General features: G+C 40.4%; 16 protein-coding genes. 7 read left to right on the top strand and 9 right to left on the bottom strand.

All coding sequences use genetic code 11. The features are described from left to right. Window positions 1–298: 298 nt before the first annotated feature. The 4 genes from MWU84_RS22600 to purN form a co-directional block, all read right to left on the bottom strand. On the bottom strand, window positions 299–2197 hold the full coding sequence (locus MWU84_RS22600; RefSeq protein ID WP_246906132.1) for an amidophosphoribosyltransferase: 1899 nt from the start codon (window positions 2195–2197) through the stop codon (window positions 299–301). Window positions 2198–2241: 44 nt separating this feature from the next. Then, entirely contained in the window at window positions 2242–3168 is a 927-nt protein-coding gene (locus MWU84_RS22595) for a PfkB family carbohydrate kinase (RefSeq protein WP_246906129.1), read from the bottom strand. A gap of 87 nt (window positions 3169–3255) precedes the next feature. Then, on the bottom strand, window positions 3256–3891 hold the full coding sequence (locus MWU84_RS22590) for a ribonuclease H family protein (protein WP_246906126.1): 636 nt from the start codon (window positions 3889–3891) through the stop codon (window positions 3256–3258). Continuing rightward, on the bottom strand, window positions 3891–4460 hold the full coding sequence (purN, locus tag MWU84_RS22585) for a phosphoribosylglycinamide formyltransferase (protein ID WP_246906123.1): 570 nt from the start codon (window positions 4458–4460) through the stop codon (window positions 3891–3893). Before purN ends, MWU84_RS22590 begins: the two co-directional genes overlap by 1 nt. Window positions 4461–4619: 159 nt before the next feature. Here purN and MWU84_RS22580 point away from each other — a divergent pair, with 159 nt between their 5' ends. The 5 genes from MWU84_RS22580 to pyk all read left to right on the top strand — a co-directional run bounded on the left by MWU84_RS22580 (window position 4620) and on the right by pyk (window position 9054). Beyond that, window positions 4620–4853 (top strand): acyl carrier protein, encoded by a 234-nt coding sequence (locus MWU84_RS22580; RefSeq protein WP_008269813.1) that lies wholly within the window; start codon window positions 4620–4622, stop codon window positions 4851–4853. Window positions 4854–4964: 111 nt separating this feature from the next. Then, the gene (gene fabF / locus MWU84_RS22575) at window positions 4965–6215 is read left to right on the top strand and encodes a beta-ketoacyl-ACP synthase II (RefSeq protein WP_246906120.1); all 1251 of its coding nucleotides are present in this window, start codon (window positions 4965–4967) and stop codon (window positions 6213–6215) included. Window positions 6216–6223: 8 nt separating this feature from the next. Continuing rightward, entirely contained in the window at window positions 6224–6967 is a 744-nt protein-coding gene (rnc, locus tag MWU84_RS22570; protein WP_246906117.1) for a ribonuclease III, read from the top strand. A gap of 175 nt (window positions 6968–7142) precedes the next feature. Then, window positions 7143–7607, top strand: coding sequence for an IPExxxVDY family protein (locus MWU84_RS22565; protein WP_246906113.1), 465 nt, complete (start codon window positions 7143–7145; stop codon window positions 7605–7607). A gap of 4 nt (window positions 7608–7611) precedes the next feature. Continuing rightward, window positions 7612–9054 (top strand): pyruvate kinase, encoded by a 1443-nt coding sequence (gene pyk / locus MWU84_RS22560; protein ID WP_246906110.1) that lies wholly within the window; start codon window positions 7612–7614, stop codon window positions 9052–9054. A 69-nt stretch (window positions 9055–9123) separates the two neighbouring features. On the opposite strand, the gene dinB is transcribed toward pyk, so the two are convergent. Next, window positions 9124–10221 (bottom strand): DNA polymerase IV, encoded by a 1098-nt coding sequence (gene dinB, locus MWU84_RS22555; RefSeq protein ID WP_246906107.1) that lies wholly within the window; start codon window positions 10219–10221, stop codon window positions 9124–9126. 60 nt (window positions 10222–10281) lie between these two features. Here dinB and MWU84_RS22550 point away from each other — a divergent pair, with 60 nt between their 5' ends. Further along, the gene (locus MWU84_RS22550) at window positions 10282–10971 is read left to right on the top strand and encodes an NAD(P)H-binding protein (RefSeq protein ID WP_246906105.1); all 690 of its coding nucleotides are present in this window, start codon (window positions 10282–10284) and stop codon (window positions 10969–10971) included. 21 nt (window positions 10972–10992) lie between these two features. Next, window positions 10993–11466 carry a CYTH domain-containing protein gene (locus MWU84_RS22545; protein WP_246906103.1) on the top strand — a complete coding sequence of 158 codons (474 nt, stop codon included), beginning with the start codon at window positions 10993–10995 and terminating at the stop codon, window positions 11464–11466. A gap of 78 nt (window positions 11467–11544) precedes the next feature. Here the strand turns inward: MWU84_RS22545 and MWU84_RS22540 are convergent, their stop codons facing one another. The 4 genes from MWU84_RS22540 to MWU84_RS22525 are packed head-to-tail and all read right to left on the bottom strand — an operon-like array spanning window position 11545 to window position 17383. Continuing rightward, window positions 11545–12135, bottom strand: a complete 591-nt coding sequence (locus MWU84_RS22540; RefSeq protein ID WP_246906101.1) for a TetR/AcrR family transcriptional regulator — start codon at window positions 12133–12135, stop codon at window positions 11545–11547. A 12-nt stretch (window positions 12136–12147) separates the two neighbouring features. Next, window positions 12148–13551: an efflux transporter outer membrane subunit gene (locus MWU84_RS22535; RefSeq protein WP_246906100.1), complete on the bottom strand. Its 1404-nt coding sequence runs from the start codon at window positions 13549–13551 to the stop codon at window positions 12148–12150. Then, the gene (locus MWU84_RS22530) at window positions 13544–16693 is read right to left on the bottom strand and encodes an efflux RND transporter permease subunit (protein ID WP_093977512.1); all 3150 of its coding nucleotides are present in this window, start codon (window positions 16691–16693) and stop codon (window positions 13544–13546) included. Before MWU84_RS22530 ends, MWU84_RS22535 begins: the two co-directional genes overlap by 8 nt. A gap of 9 nt (window positions 16694–16702) precedes the next feature. Then, a complete protein-coding gene (locus MWU84_RS22525; protein ID WP_246906097.1) occupies window positions 16703–17383 on the bottom strand; it encodes an efflux RND transporter periplasmic adaptor subunit in 681 nt (226 codons plus the stop codon). Window positions 17384–17462 lie beyond the last annotated feature (79 nt).

The following is a 17462-nucleotide window of genomic DNA, read 5'->3' as shown; positions in this document are numbered from 1 at the left end:
AATTCAGAGGCGTTAGAAATACAGAATTCTTCCTGTTTAGGTTAACTCAGTTATTTGCATAAATATCCAAATACCCAGAAATTAGGCATGATCCGGGTTCACGGGTCTGGATGAGGTCCAATAAAAAAGGTGGAGAAGTCTCCACCTTTTTTGCCCCAAATCTTACCATGAACTTAACCTACTTATGCTATGGCACTGCTAAAGTACATGTGCACAGCAGGTTTTTGAACAAAAAGACGTTGAAGAGTGTATTTCATCGATGAAGTGCAGGTTTTTATGCACTTCATCGATGAAATGTTTAATATGCCCGTTCGTTTTTGCCCTCGAAAAAGTTGATAAACGCCTTGTTTACCACTCGGTTACCCCCCGGAGTAGGATAATTGCCCGTAAAGTACCAATCTCCTAAATTTTTTGGACAGGCTTCATGTAGGTTTTCAATATTTTGATAAATGACCTGAACCTCTGCTTTAATGTCCGGTGGACTTAATAATTGCCCAATTTTGTCGGAAATCTCATTTGCCGTAAAAGGTGCATAGAATTCCTTTACGTAATTCACGACTTCAGAATCTTGTGATTTGGTTTGCTGCAAGCATTTTTTGTAGATTTCCTCAACAAGGTGCATTGTGTTTCTTTCTTCATGAAGTGCCAAAGCGGCCTTAAATGCAACAAAATCCTCTAGTTTTGCCATATCTATACCATAACAGTCGGGATAACGGATTTGAGGGGCAGAGGAGACAACTATTATTTTCTTCGGCAATAGTCGGTCCAAAATTCTAAGGATACTCTTTTGAAGGGTGGTTCCTCGAACAATACTGTCATCAATGATTACCAAATTGTCATTTTCCTTTACAGATCCGTAGGATATATCATAGACATGGGCAACCAAATCGTCCCTACTACTGTCCTGTGTAATAAAGGTTCTGAGTTTGGCGTCTTTAATGGCGACTTTCTCTATCCTAGGCCTTACTTCTAGAATCTCATGTAGTTCTTCCTGTGTAATTTTTCTCCCAATAGAAAGTATTTGTTCTTCTTTCTTCTTGTTCATGTAATTCTGAGCTGCGATTACCATTCCAAAAAAAGAGGTTTCTGCAGTATTGGGAATATAGGAGAATACGGTATTTTTTATATCGTAATCTATGGATTTCAGAATTAAAGGGAAAAGCAATTTCCCCAACATTTTTCTTTCCTGATAAATTTCTTTATCACTTCCTCTTGAGAAATAAATACGTTCAAAAGAACAGGCCTTTCTTTCGGTAGGCTCTAAAATTCTCTTGATTTTTACCTTACCATTTTTTTTGATGAGAATGGCATGCCCTGGATCCAATTCTTTGACATCATCGAAGTTAACATTGAATACTGTCTGAATAGCCGGTCTTTCGGATGCCACCACGGCAATCTCATCATCCTTATAGTAATATGCAGGCCTTATTCCGGCAGGGTCCCTGAGTACAAAGGAATCTCCATGACCCAAAAGTCCTGCCATGGCGTAACCTCCGTCAAAATTTTTTGCAGCTCTTCTTAAAATTTTGCCGACATTTAATCTTTCTGCGATCAAGGGAGAGGCTTCCCTTTTATTGAAACCTTCTTTTTTAATGTCCTTATAGAGTTGAGCAACGGCATCGTCCAAAAAATGCCCAATTTTCTCCATTACCGTTACGGTATCTGCTTTTTCTTTGGGGTGTTGCCCAATTTGCACAAGATTGTCGAAAAGTTCATTAACATTGGTCATGTTAAAATTTCCGGCAACGATCAAGTTACGGTGCATCCAATTGTTCTGTCTTAAAAATGGATGTACACTTTCTATACTGTTTTTACCAAAAGTTCCGTAACGTACGTGTCCTAAAAGTACTTCCCCTATATAGGGAATGTGTTTTTTTTGTTTGGCCACGTCATTTAAATATTCCGGGTTCTCTTTAAATGAAGTATTGATACGTTCATTTATTTGAGCAAAAATATCTTGGATAGGCTGTTGGTCTATGGATCGTACGCGACTCATATACCTTTCACCTGCCTCCATATCTAATTTAATACTGGCAAAACCGGCACCGTCCTGACCACGGTTATGTTGCTTTTCCATCATCAAGTACATCTTGTTTACCCCGTAAAAGGCAGATCCGTACTTTTCTTGATAATATTCCAACGGTTTTAACAACCGGATCAGGGAAATTCCACACTCATGCTTAATAGCGTCGCTCATGGTAACTTTAAATTAAAAATGCCCTTTTAAATTAGGGCACATATTTATTGTAATTCAATATCAAATTGGGTAAGCTCCCTAAATTGGAGCAATCTACCGTTAACCTCTTTTTTTTCTAATTTTGCCATTCTTTCGGTGCCAAAACGTTCAACACAAAATGAAGCTAAATTGGAACCGTGAATTACCGCACTCTTCAAGTTGTTAAAACTTATATTTTCGGATTCCGCCAAATAACCTGCAAAGCCACCTGCAAAAGTATCACCAGCACCAGTTGGGTCAAAAACCTCTTCCAAAGGCAATGCTGGTGCAAAAAATACCTGGGAATTGTGAAACAAAAGTGCCCCGTGCTCCCCTTTTTTAATTACCACAAATTTTGGGCCCATTACATGTATTTTTTCCGCGGCTTTTACCAAGGAGTGCTCTCCTGTCAGCTGTCTGGCCTCTTCATCATTGATGGTAATAACATCGATATGTTTTACAACTTCCTTCAGCTCTTCAAGGGCATGGTCCATCCAGAAGTTCATGGTATCCAATATTATTAACTTTGGTCGTTCTTCCATTTGATTAATTACACTCATTTGAGTGTCGGGGTGTAAATTCCCCAGCATTAAAACATCTGCATCCTTGAAATTGTTCGGAACTACCGGTTTGAAGTCGGCAAGAACGTTCAATTCTGTGGACAAGGTATCCCTAGAATTAAGATCGTTGTGATATTTACCGCTCCAAAAGAAAGTTTTGCCTCCCTTAATGACTTGCAAGGCAGAAATATCTATATTCTTGTCGGTCAAAAGATCCATATAATCTTGGGGAAAATCTTCGCCCACAACAGAAACAATAGCAGATTTTACATTAAACTGGGAAGCCGCCAAACCAATGAAGGTGGCTGCCCCGCCCAAAATTTTATCGGTTTTGCCGAAAGGGGTTTCTATAGCGTCAAATGCAACTGTTCCTACGATTAAAAGTTTGCCCATTAAATTTCGAAATTTGCTGCAAAGATAGGTTTTTGAACTGCTAATTCCACAGCATTGGAAATCAAATTTTAAAAAATGATGATATCCTTATTTTCTGCCAAAATCTGCGGGAATTTCACCCCAGGCCTTGGTTTCCCATTTAACTATTTTAGTGTTATAGGTGTTTTTTTCAAGCCAGGTAATGGCCCGTCTTACCAGATCGAAGACTACTTTGTTTTCAGGGGTTTCAGGCAATTTGGAGTTACAGCTTTTTTTCCGGACCCAACTCATGGCGGTTTTGGAATCGGTATAGATTATTCTGTCACTATTCTGCTGTTTTAAAAATGCCAGCCCATGGACCAAGGCCAAAAACTCGCCAATATTATTGGTGCCCTGCTTAAATGGTCCCTGTTTAAAGAGCTCTTTTTTGGTTTTGGTATCCACTCCTCGGTATTCCATAATACCTGGATTGCCACTAGAAGCGGCATCTACCGAAATGGAATTGTAATTGGGCTCGCCTATTTTACTAATTTGCTCCTTGCTTAGTGTGGAGGAAGTGTTTTTTTTGCCCTTATAATCATCATAGTTACCGTTGTAGGCCTTTTTCGCTGCCTCAAATGTTGGGAAGGATTTATATTGGGCTCCCTTAAAGTTGGTTATGGCTGCTTTGCAGTCCTTCCAGCTGGTGTAAATACCTGGTCGACTTCCCTTCCACACGGTATAGAATTTTTCCTTTTTGGCCATTATGTCCCCATTAAAACCTGTTCGATCACCTTAGGGAAATACTCATATTCCAGATCATGTACCTTTTGCGCTATCATTTCAGGAGTATCATTAGGGTCTATATCAACTTTCGCCTGTTTAATTATGGCTCCTTCGTCATAATTCTCGTTTACATAATGAATTGTTACTCCTGTTTCTTTCTCATTATTATCCTTTATCGCTTGATGCACGTGCATACCGTACATTCCTTTGCCACCGTATTTGGGGAGTAATGCAGGATGAATATTAACAATCTTATCGGGGTAGCTGCTGATAAGTTTATCAGGAATTTTCCAGAGAAATCCTGCCAGAACAATAAGGTCTGGATTTAGGGATTTGAGAACATTTAAAACGCAGTCCGAACCATAAAATGAATGTTTATTGAAATATAAGGCATTAATATTTAGTCGGTTGCATCTGTCAAAAACTTTGGCCTCCCTTTTGTTGGATAGTACACAGCTAATTGAAATCTCCGGATTATCGCGAAAATAATGTACTATGTTTTCAACGTTGGAACCAGAGCCGGAGGCAAATAGGACAATCCTTTTCATCTAATATTTTGGGGTTTGGACGGAAAATTATTTTGGGCTAAAATAGCACTCTTGTATTTAATTTTATTAAATTACATCACATTTTAACGACAAATAGTGTTATTAAACCAAAGTTTTTTATTTTTGCCATCAATTTAAATTTTTAAAACCGATATTATTATGTCAGACATTGCATCAAGAGTAAAAGCTATCATCGTTGATAAATTAGGTGTTGATGAGAACGAAGTTGTAACCGAAGCTAGCTTTACCAACGACTTAGGGGCAGATTCATTGGATACTGTTGAGTTGATTATGGAGTTCGAAAAAGAATTTGATATTCAAATTCCGGACGATCAAGCAGAAAACATTGCTACAGTTGGTCAAGCTATAAGTTATATAGAAGAAGCCAAGTAATTTTATGATTTCTTGAACAAGTTTCAAAATTATCCATGTGGTAAAGACGCTGCATGGATAATTTTTTTTAATTTACACCTAACTTAATAAGTTAAACAAAATTTTAGTTCAATGCAATTAAAGCGAGTTGTAGTTACTGGTCTAGGTGCTTTGACACCTATTGGCAATAATATTGAAGAGTATTGGGAAGGGCTTAAAAACGGAAAAAGTGGTTCGGCGCCCATTACTTATTATGATACAGAGAAGTTTAAGGTAAAATTTGCATGCGAATTAAAGAACTATAACGCTGAGGATTATTTTGACAGAAAAGAGGCCCGCAAGTTGGATAGGTTTGCCCAATATGCACTCATTTCTTCAGATGAGGCAATCAAAGATTCAGGTTTGGATCTTGACAAGATAGACAAGTTTCGAACTGGAGTAATCTGGGGAGCTGGTATAGGCGGCTTGGAAACTTTTCAGAACGAAGTTTTAAATTTTGCAGAAGGAGACGGAACACCCCGGTTTAATCCGTTTTTTATCCCAAAAATGATTGCGGATATTGCCCCTGGCAATATTTCCATAAAGCATGGTTTTATGGGCCCCAATTACACTACGGTTTCGGCTTGTGCATCTTCTGCCAATGCCATAATCGATGCCTTGAATACTATACGTTTGGGGTATTGTGATGTTGTTGTTACCGGTGGTAGTGAGGCAGCGGTTACCATAGCCGGAATGGGCGGTTTTGGAGCTATGCATGCACTTTCTACACGTAACGATAGCCCGGAAACGGCCTCAAGGCCATTTGATGCCACTAGGGACGGATTTGTCCTAGGCGAAGGAGCAGGAGCTCTAATCCTCGAAGAATATGAGCATGCCAAGGCTAGGGGAGCAAAAATATATGCCGAAGTTGCAGGTGGTGGTTTATCCAGTGATGCCTACCATATGACAGCACCACATCCTGATGGAATTGGAGTTGTTCGTGTAATGGAGAATTGCTTAAAGGATGCCGGATTAAAACCGGAAGATGTAGATGCCATTAATACCCATGGTACTTCTACACCCTTAGGCGATGTTGCCGAACTAAAGGCCATAACGAAGGTTTTCGGAGAGCATGCACACGAAATAAACATTAACTCTACCAAATCCATGACAGGGCATCTTTTAGGTGCAGCAGGGGCCATTGAGGCCATTGCTTCTATTTTGGCCATGGAGCACGGTTTGGTGCCGCCAACAATAAATCATTCTACAGTAGATGAAAATATTGACCCCAAATTAAACTTGACCCTTAACAAGGCGCAAAAAAGAGAGGTAAGTGTAGCTTTGAGCAATACTTTCGGATTTGGGGGACATAATGCATGTGTAATATTTAAAAAAATAAGCTAAGTCATAATATGAACGCTTTTTCCAATATATTTAATTCCCATTCAAAAAAGGATGGGGATTTTTTTTTGGGAATGAAAAAAATTTTGGGATTTAAGCCTAAAAATCTGGAAATTTACCAAAAGGCATTCGTCCATCGTTCGGCCAATAAAAAGGATAAAGCTGGCTTTCCCATGAATTATGAGCGCTTGGAGTTTTTAGGGGATGCTATGTTGGGTACTATAATTTCCAAACATTTATATAGTATGGTTCCGGATGGGGATGAAGGATATCTCACCAAAATGAGATCTAAAATAGTAAGTAGGGAACACCTCAATGAACTAGGGAAAGATCTTAAACTTATAGATTTTGTGGAGAGCAGAATTCCCAAATCCCGCTTTGGGGACAATATTCACGGAAATGTTTTTGAGGCCTTGGTAGGTGCCATATATTTAGACAGGGGATATAAGTTCTGCGAAAAATTTATTAGCAATAGAATTATTGATCCATATGTTGATATAGAGCAATTGGAGGGTAAGGTTATAAGTTATAAAAGCTTGGTAATAGAGTGGTGCCAAAAGCAAAAAAAATCTTTTAATTACGATATCTACGAGGACACCGGAAATGATGTCGTTAAGCATTTTGCTGTAAAATTGTCCATTGCGGGTAAAATTGTAGCTAAAGCTAGGGCAACTTCAAAAAAGAAGGCCGAAGAACGGGCTTCCAAGAGGGCCTATTTCGCCTTACAGGACAAAATGGATAAATCCAAGGAGTGAAAATCCCCTCATTAACGCATTGCGGCTAAAATTTGGATGGAGAACTTGGTAATTGCCTTACTGTTGGAAAAAGTTACTAAACTCCAACGTTTTCGTAGTCTCAACAACGTTTTAAAGTTGGAATGGATAGGCTAGTTTCGTTATTAATCCTATATTTACGCCTTTCACGGAAAGTATGGCAGCGATACACAAAATTTCGGAAGATTTTTATGAAGAAACTTTTACTTTAATCGCTTTGCACAGCAGTATCGAAGATTTTATGCTGGTATATGCACTTAATTCTTGCCTTAAAACAAAGTTGAAGAGGTCTGTGAACGATTTGGATTTAGCGCATAGTGGCTCGTTTCCAATTTTCGATTGGAGAGACGATGTACATGATCGCTATTATACATTTGTTAGCAATAATGATGTTAAGGAAGAAGTATTAAGTATAGGGAATCTATTTCAGGATCAGCCAACACTTACAAAATACCATTTGGTTCCTGAATACAGGGACGTCGATTATTTTTTAAAGATAGAACACGACGAATTGGACGTGGAAGAAAAAATTTTGAAAACCGTACTATCTATCCCTAAGGTCGTAACGGCCTATTTGGTAGATGCAAGTAAATTAAAATCTAAAAATAATTTAATATTTTAAAATAATGCCAACAAACAAAAAGACAAAAATAGTAGCTACCCTAGGACCAGCTACTAGTACGAAGAGTGTTCTTAAGGACATGATAGAAGCTGGAGTGGATGTCTTTAGGATAAACTTTTCCCACGCGGACTATAAGGACGTTGCTGAACGCATAAATATGATTCGTGAATTAAATGACGAATTAGGCATCCATACCTCTATTCTTGCGGATTTACAAGGACCAAAATTAAGGGTCGGTGTAATGGCCGGGGAGGTGGTAGTTGCCCCGGGAGATGAAATTACTTTTGTTACCGGCAAAGCTTTTGAGGGTAATGCGGAGAGGGTGTATATGAACTATACACAGTTTCCTAAAGATGTAAATGCGGGTGAGCGTATCCTTTTGGATGATGGAAAATTGATGTTCGAGGTGCTTTCAACCAATAAAAAGGATGAAGTTAGGGCAAAAGTTATTCAAGGCGGACCTTTGAAGTCCAAAAAAGGGGTGAACTTGCCAAACACTAACATCTCTTTACCTGCACTGACGGAAAAGGATATTAAGGATGCTATTTTCGCAATTTCCCAAGATGTGGATTGGATTGCTCTTTCCTTTGTGAGATTTAGTCAGGATTTGATAGACCTGCAGAATATTATCAAGGAACATTCGGAGCATAAAATTCCAATTATTGCAAAAATTGAAAAGCCGGAAGCAGTAGAAAACATCGATAAGATTGTGGCCTATTGTGACGGATTAATGGTGGCAAGAGGTGATTTGGGAGTTGAAGTTCCGGCGCAGGAAGTTCCGCTTATTCAAAAACAATTGGTTTTAAGGGCAAAAAAAGCTAGAATACCGGTAATTATTGCTACCCAGATGATGGAAACCATGATTACAAGTCTTACTCCTACTAGGGCCGAGGTGAACGATGTGGCCAACTCGGTAATGGATGGTGCAGATGCTGTAATGCTTTCAGGGGAGACTTCTGTTGGAAATTATCCGGTTCAGGTTATACAAAAAATGTCCAGTATCCTGGAAAGTGTTGAGAATTCAGAGCTTATTAAGGTACCACATGAGCCACCACAGGTTAGGACAAACAGATATATTACCAAATCTATTTGTTACCATGCCTCCAATATGGCCAATGAAATTAAGGCCAAGGCCATTTCTACCTTGACCAACAGTGGGTATACGGCTTTTCAAATATCAGCTTGGAGACCAAAGGCCCATATATTGGTTTTTACCTCCAATAAGAGGATCCTTACACAGCTAAACTTGTTATGGGGAGTAAAGGCCTTTTATTACGATAAGTATGTGTCAACGGACGAAACTATTGAGGATGTCAATAAAATGGCTTGTCAAAAAGGGTATTTAGAGGTAGGTGACATGCTGATAAGTTTGGCGGCAATGCCAATAAAGGATAAAGGTATGGTGAATACCTTGCGCGTCTCGCAAATAGAAAGCTATAATTTTTAGGAACATATAGCTTAATAAATTAAAAGGGCCTGTCTTGATTTCAAAATCGGACAGGTCTTTTTTTAGCGGTCAAAAGTCGAACTTCAATTGTACGGTAAGTACCTTTTGTTCCAAGGGTTCATTTTTTTTCGTATTTAAATTGGACAGGGATATTCCCAATAGCCGAACAGAATTTTCCAATTTTTCTTGGTACAGTAGTTCCTTGGTAGTTTCCAGTATCAAGGATCTATCAGCAATGAAATAAGCTAAGGTCTTGCTCCGTGTTTGAAGGGTGAAATCGCTATATTTTATTTTCAAGGTTACCGTTTTCCCAGAGATCTTTGCTTTTTTTAGTCGCTTCTCCAATTCAGTGGCAATGTTCTCCAACCTTTGGAGCATAAAGATTTCATTGCTTAGGTTTTCGTCGAAAGTACGCTCGGCACCCACCGATTTTGGAATTCTATTGGGCTTTACCTCACTGTTGTGAATTCCTCTTACCACATGGTAGTAGTAATCACCACTTTTACCAAAATGCTCCCTTAAAAATTCGAGGGATTTCTGCTTAAGTTCCTTACCGGTAAATATTCCAAGATGGTACATTTTGTCGGCCGTAACCTTTCCCACTCCATAGAATTTCCGGATTTCCAAATCCTCCAAAAAGGATATTACTTCTTCCGGGTTAACTGTTTTTTGGCCATTGGGCTTATTGTAGTCGCTGGCCACTTTGGCGATGAATTTGTTAATGGATATCCCCGCAGAGGCAGTTAATCCTACTTCCTCCAAGATGCGTTGCCTAATCTCTTCTGCAATAAGTGAGGCCGAAGGATTGCCTTTTTTATTGGTCGTAACGTCCAGATAGGCCTCGTCCAATGAAAGCGGTTCCACTAAATCCGTATAATCGAAAAATATGGTTCTAATTTTATGGGAAATCTCCTTATAGCGGTCAAATCGAGGGGGTACGAAGATGAGATCGGGGCAGTTCTTTTTGGCCAAATAGCCGCTCATGGCACTGCGGACGCCAAATTTTCTTGCCTCGTAACTGGCGGCAGAGACCACACCCCTTTTTTCGGCCCCACCAACGGCCAAAGGCTTGCCTTTTAAGGCAGGATTATCCATTTGTTCTACGGAGGCGTAAAAGGCGTCCATATCTATATGGATTATTTTTCGTTGCGGGAAATCCAATTTCATACCGTAAATTTATAACAAGTTGGAGCTATATGGCCCCAACTAAATTGTTAAACGTGCCAAATGGGGAAGGAACAGAGCAAACCGAAGGAGAAAACGGCCATAGTATTGGGCGCTACCGGGCTAACAGGGGGGTATTTAGTGCAGATATTGCTAAAAGATGAACGCTATGGGAAAGTAAGGATCTTTACCAGGAACAGTATTGGGTTTTCCCACCCTAAGTTGGAGGAGCATATTGGCGATCTATTGCAATTGGAAGGTTTTAAGGATTATTTTGTTGCCGATGAAGTTTTTTGCTGTATTGGCACCACCAAAGCAAAGACCCCCGATGCGGAAATGTACAGAAAGATAGATTTTGGGATCCCGGTTTCGGCCGCCAAATTATGCCGGTCCATGGGCATAGGGACCTTCTTGGTTATTTCGGCCCTAGGGGCCGATGCCAAAAGCAGGGTGGCTTATAATAGGTTAAAAGGGGAAATGGAAGAGGCTGTCCTAAATTGTGGTATTCCCAGGACCCATATTTTACAACCTTCCTTAATTGGAGGAAAAAGAGAGGAGAAACGGGTAGGGGAATGGTTGGCCAAGCAGTTTATGAAAGTTCTTAATTTGGTCCTCATCGGCCCATTGGAGAAGTATAGGGCAATTCCACCAGAAGTTATTGCTGGCACCATGGTTTGGCTGGCTGGCCATCCTTATGAAAAATCAAGGATTCCGTCCGATACGATTAAAAAGTTGTACCACAATCGACCCTAATTTAAATACCACGTTTTTTGGATGATAGAAATAGAGCGAAAATTTTTAGTGGATTCGGAAGATTTTAAGAAGGAGGCAGTTCGAAAGGAACGAATAGTACAAGGCTTTTTGAATACCGATCCCTTAAGGACCGTAAGGATAAGGATAAAGGGGGACAAGGGGTATATTACCGTGAAGGGAAAGGGCAACCGGAATGGCACAACGCGTTTTGAATGGGAAAAGGAAATATCGGTTAAGGAAGCCGATGCCCTGATCAAATTGTCCGAGCCCGGGGCAATAGATAAGCTGAGATACTATGTTGAGGCCGGGAAACATATGTTTGAGGTGGATGAGTTTTTTGGGGATAATTCGGGATTAATAATTGCCGAAATTGAATTGGGGCATGAAGATGAGGATTTTTTAAAGCCTCAATGGTTGGGGGAGGAAGTAACTGCAATTACCAAATATTACAATTCACAGCTGAGCAAAAACCCTTTTAAGAATTGGAAGGGATAAAAATTTAAACCGCTAAAGTGGTTGTTGGAAAACCAACTTTAGCGGTTTAATGGCTGATGGGCAAGGGCATAATGCATCTTATTCAAAAAAATTGTTCGAATATTTTTTACTGCATATTCCCTGTAGGTTGTGCACGATCAAATGTTGTAAAAGTTCTTTATTCGAATATTTTTCGAATAAGTTATTTTTTAAAAAAATATTAAGTTCAAATTGATTGAGGAAAAGTTCGAAAGTCAGTTCAAGGTTTACGGTCTTCCTAATGGAACCGATTTGCTGGGCTTCGGTGAGCAGGTTTATGATAATTGCATTGATTTCAGCCCTAAAGCTATAGAACACCTCATTGGCTTTTGGATAATATTTTTTAAGGCCAAATAGGAAGGTTGGACTAAATGTCCTAAGATGGTCCAACCCTATTTTATAGATGCATATGATTGCCAAAATAGGGTCCGACTTCTCTTTTTCCACTCCTCTAAGGATTTCCAGCGTTATCTTATCCAATAAAAACTTAAGGCTTTCATAAACCAAGGCTTCCTTGTTGGTAAAGTGTTGATAGATCGTTTTTTTTGAAATACCGATTTCATTGGCCAAATCGTCCAACGTAAACCTTTTGCTACCATACCTTAAAAACTTGGAAATGGTAAATTCCAAAAACTCCTCTTTACTTTCCATCCGTCGGCCAGTTTATTTCCATCCGCCTCCCAAAGCCCTATATAGTTCCACTACTGCTTGTAGCTGCTGTAATTTGTTGTCTATGATGTTTAGCTCGGCACTCAAGGCATTTTGCCTTGCGGTCAACAAATCCAAATAGGTGCCAAATCCATTGTTCAAAAGGACCTCTGAGTTAAGTTCGGCGTTGCGCAAGGTTTCCACCTCATTCTTTCGGTATTCATATTTTCGGGTTTCAGCCTCATATTCGTACAAGGCATTGGAAACTTCCTGTCCCGCTATCAAAAGAGTTTTTTTATAGTTTAACAGACTTTCCTCTTTTTGGGCCTTGGCCACCTCATATTGGGTCCTGATCCTTCTTTTATTGAAAATTGGCTGGGTAATTCCCCCTACCATAGTGGCAAATAGGGAACCGGAACTAAACCACTCTTTAAATTCCAAACTCTGGAAGCCTCCTGACCCCGTTATGGTCAAAGAGGGATAGAAATTGCTTTTGGCCACATTGGTAAGTTCAAATGCATTCACAAGCTTGTATTCTGCAGCAAGCACATCTGGGCGGTTGGCCAATAAATAGGCAGGAAGACCAATGTTTAGATCTGTGGTTACGGTTTGGTTTTCCAAAGAGTTACGATCTATACTGGTAGCGGGCTTGCCCAATAGTATGGCAAGTACATTTTCGGTTCTAAAAACGTTTTTTTCAATATCTATGAGCAGGGCCTGGGCATTGTACAATTGAGCCGCTGTTTGATCTACGGCTACTTGGGTAACATTGCCCGCTTCTTTAAGCGCCTGAATGGTCTGTAGACTTTTCTTTCTGTTTTCAATGGTCTCCTCCGTAATTTTATGTTGTTTGTCCAGGGCCAATAGCAGATAGTAATTGGATGCAATTTCCGAAATAAGCCTTGTTTTTACTGCCTGATGGGCCGCCGTACTTTGTAGGTAGGATGCTTGGGTAGCTCTTTGGTTACTGCGTATCTTGCCCCATATATCGGCTTCCCAGGATAAATTTCCCGTGAGCTCGAATTGTTCTAGGGATCCGCTAAAAAAAGAACCAAATTGGCTGTTTGCAGCCAATTCCTGATGGGTCATGGATGCTTTTGCGTCCAATGAGGGCAAATAGCCCATTTTACCCTGTTTCATATATGATTCTGCTGCAGCAATTTGCTGGACGGCGATCCGTATATCCAAATTGTTCTGAAGCCCTTCTTCTATATATTCCGATAGAAACGGATCCGGAAAGAGTTCCTTCCAGGAAAGGGCTGCAGTTGAAGTACTGTCGGTATCAATATGGTCCGTTCGGTACAGATTGTCGATTTCCTTTAAATCGGGTCGGTCATAGTTTTTCGCTACGAAGCATGATTGTAGGGTGAATGCTACAATGGTGATGATCGTTAATTTGCCTATATATGTTTTATTCATGATCATGGGTTGTAATTGTTGTTGGTTCTGGTTTTCTACTTACTTTGTCTTGCATCCATTGGAAAAGAATGTACAATATTGGGATGATGAATACCCCCAGAATGGTTCCAATTAAAAGTCCGCCTACAGCACCTGTACCTATGGCATTGTTTCCTCTGGCACCAATTCCACCTGAAAATACCAATGGTAAGAGTCCGATAATAAACGCAAACGACGTCATCAAAATAGGTCGCAACCTTACTTTGGCTGCCTCAAAAGCGGCATCTTTTCGGCTATAGCCATGTCGCCGCCGTTGTATAGCAAATTCGACAATCAAAATGGCATTCTTGGCCAATAATCCCAAGAGCATAATCAATGCAATCTGGAAATATACGTTGTTTTCCAACCCTGCGAGTTTTGTGGTCACATAAGCACCCATAACGCCAACGGGCAATGAAAACAGTACCACAAATGGTAATAAATAACTTTCATACTGTGCTGCCAAAATAAAGTACACAAACAAAATACTCAATATAAAGATAAAGGTCGTCTGGTTGCCTGCGTTAATTTCCTCACGTGTCAATCCTGAGAAATCTACGGTATAATTATTGGGCAATGCGGTAGCACTCACTTCCTGTACCGCAGCAATAGCATCTCCGGAAGAATAGCCCGGAGCTGCTGCACCATTGACACTTGCCGAATTGAACAGATTAAAACGTGTTGCGGATTGCGGGCCATATACACGTTTTAAGTTGATGAACTCCGTAATTGGGGCCATAGCACCCTCCTCATTCCTAACAAACAAACTATTAAGGTTTTCGGTGGTTGCACGGTCTTCCGGTAAGGCCTGTACATACACCCGGTATTGCTTTCCGTAGCGCGAAAAATCCGCTGCATAAATACTTCCTATATAACCTTGTAAGGTTGTTAGTATAGAACTTACTGAAATACCAGCTTCCTTCGTTTTGGTAATATTGACATCTATTTCATACTGTGGATAATTGGTATTAAATGACGTTTGCGCATATTGTATTTCTGGACGTTTCATCAATTCTTGCAGATAACTCTGGGTCACTGCACTCAATTCGTTAAACGAACCCCCCGACTGATCCAATACTTTCATTTCAAAACCTGCCGACAGACCAAAACCCGGTACACTAGGTGGCGCAAAGAACAACATATTTGCTTCAGGAATCGTTGCTGCTATTCCAAATAATTGACCTGTAATGGCTTCCACCGATTTTGAATCTTCCTTACGCTCGCTCCAGTTATCCAATTTGATAAAGGCAATACCATAGTTGCTTCCTGCACCACTGATGATACTGAAACCGTTGACCAAGGACACATCGGAAATACCCGGAATGTCTTTTATGCGATTATTCAATTCATTGGTTGCCGCTACCGTACGGTCAATAGTGGCACCTGCCGGCAATTCGATATTGGCAAAAATCAATCCTCTATCCTCATCGGGAACAAAGCCCGTGGGGGTGGTATTGGCTGCCCAAAAAATACCAGCTAACGATGCAATCAATATAGCACCCGTTATCCATTTATGCTTAAATAAAAAGCCAAGGGATTGCACATAGCGTTTGGTCGTTCTATCAAAAGCCACATTAAATGCTATAAAGAAACGATCTGCAAAATTCTTTTTCTTTTCGCCTTCATGCGTATGTGCTTTTAAGAACAAAGCACTCAATGCTGGACTCAAGGTCAATGCATTCACAGCGGATATGGCAATGGCCACCATCAAGGTAATACCAAATTGCTCATAGAAAACACCCGTTGGGCCCGTAATGAACGTTACAGGTATGAATACCGCTGCCATTACCAAGGTAATCGATATAATCGCGCCCGTAATTTCATCCATGGCAGTTTTGGTGGCTTCCATGGCAGAATTGGCACCTTCTTCCAATTTGGCATGGACGGCTTCCACGACCACAATGGCATCATCCACCACAATGCCGATGGCCAGCACCAAGGCGAAAAGCGTTAATAAGTTAATGGAATATCCGAAAAGGTTCAAGAAAAAGAACGTACCAATAATGGAGACCGGAACTGCAATAGCGGGAATCAAGGTAGAACGTACATCCTGTAAAAACAAGAACACTACTATAAACACCAAAGCAAATGCCTCAAGTAGGGTCATAATCACTTTGTCAATAGACGCTGTTAAAAATTCGTTGGTATCAAAATTGACAATATAGGTCATACCCTTGGGAAATTCTGCCCGTAACACCTCCAACTCTTCATGGATGGTTTCAATAATTTCCTGGGCGTTGGAACCTGGGGTTTGATACACGGCCATACTTACGCCTGGATTTCCATTGGTAAAAGAAATGGCGCCATAACCTTCAGCATCCAATTCTACTGTAGCAACATCCTTTAAATATAAAAATTGCCCATTATCCAAAGCTTTGATAACAATATTTTCATATTGGGACGCTTCCTTGTATCGGCCACTGTATTTTAATACATATTCAAAAGCTTCAGCATTGTTCTGCCCTAAAGAACCTGCAGCAGCCTCACGGCTTTGTTCATTGATAACTGCCGTGATATCTTCGGGCACCAATTGATAGGCGGCTAATTTCTCTGGATGCAACCAAACACGCATGGCGTAGTTCTTTAAACCAAAAATGGAAACGTCCCCTACACCTTTGATACGTTTTAATCTTGGAAGTACATTGATATTTAGGTAATTTTGAATATACGTACCATCATAAGCTTCGTTTTCGGAGTACACCGTCAAAAACATTAAGGCACTTGTTTGCTGTTTTTGGGTAATAACACCGGACTGTGTTACTTCCCTTGGCAATAACGGATTGGCACGTGCTACACGGTTTTGAACGTTAACGGCTGCAATATCCGGGTCAACACCCTGCTCAAAAAACACTTGTATTTGTGCACTACCATTATTACTGGCAGTAGAAGTAATATAGGTCATCCCTTCCACGCCATTGATTTGTTCCTCGATGGGAATGATTACACTTTCCAGTACGGTTTGTGCATTGGCTCCTGGATAATTGGCGCTCACTTGTACGGTCGGTGGTGCAATTTCGGGATATTGTGTCGTTGGAAGCGTGGAAATTCCCAGCACTCCCAAAATAACTAATACGATAGAGATGACCGTTGATAAAACCGGACGGTCTATAAATTGTTTGAACATACGATTATCTTATTTGAATACTGTTTTTAATCCGTTAGCGATACTATCAAATTCCACCATTTGTGGTACAATTGGGGTATTGTTGCGCAGTTTTCCAACACCGCTGCCAACGATATGATCGCCTTTTTTTAATCCTGAATCCAAAACTACCAAACCGTCCACGCGGTCTAAAACACCTATAGGTATACTTATAGCCAAGGTGTCGCCCTGCACTTTATAAGCATAGACAATGCCTTGTTGTTCATAAGTCGCCGATTCAGGAACCACAAGGGTATTTTCATAGGTTTTCGGAATACGGATGGCACCACTGCTGCCATTGGCCAACAAACCGTTGGGGTTTGGGAATTTTGCCCTAAAAGTTACCGTTCCCGTAGTTTTGTTAATTTGGCCGGTAACCGTTTCGATTTTACCTTTTTGGTCATAAATGGTTCCTGTAGCCAATTCCAATTCCACCTCCGGGAAGTTTTTCACTTTTTCGTCACGGGTGGTTCCTTTGGTTGTTTTCAAAAAATTCAGATAATCCTTTTCGTTTAAGGCAAAAAACACATACACATCCTCTGTTGTAGAGACCGTCGTCAATGGTTGTGGGTCCGATGGGCTAACCAAAGCGCCTTCGCGAAACGGAATGGAGCCCACATAGCCATCTATGGGACTTTTAATGGTTGCATAGCCTATGTGCCTGTTGCACAAGTTATGAAAAATTAATATTGGCTTAATATTAAAAAGAGGTCGATTTCGTAACTTAATGTATGCAAGGAAAAAAAGTCTA

The organism is Arenibacter sp. F20364 (assembly GCF_023015905.1).
In the GTDB taxonomy this organism is placed as follows: domain Bacteria; phylum Bacteroidota; class Bacteroidia; order Flavobacteriales; family Flavobacteriaceae; genus Arenibacter.
The sequence above is the reverse complement of the archived record's forward strand: the minus strand, read 5'-3'. Positions and strand labels throughout refer to the sequence as shown.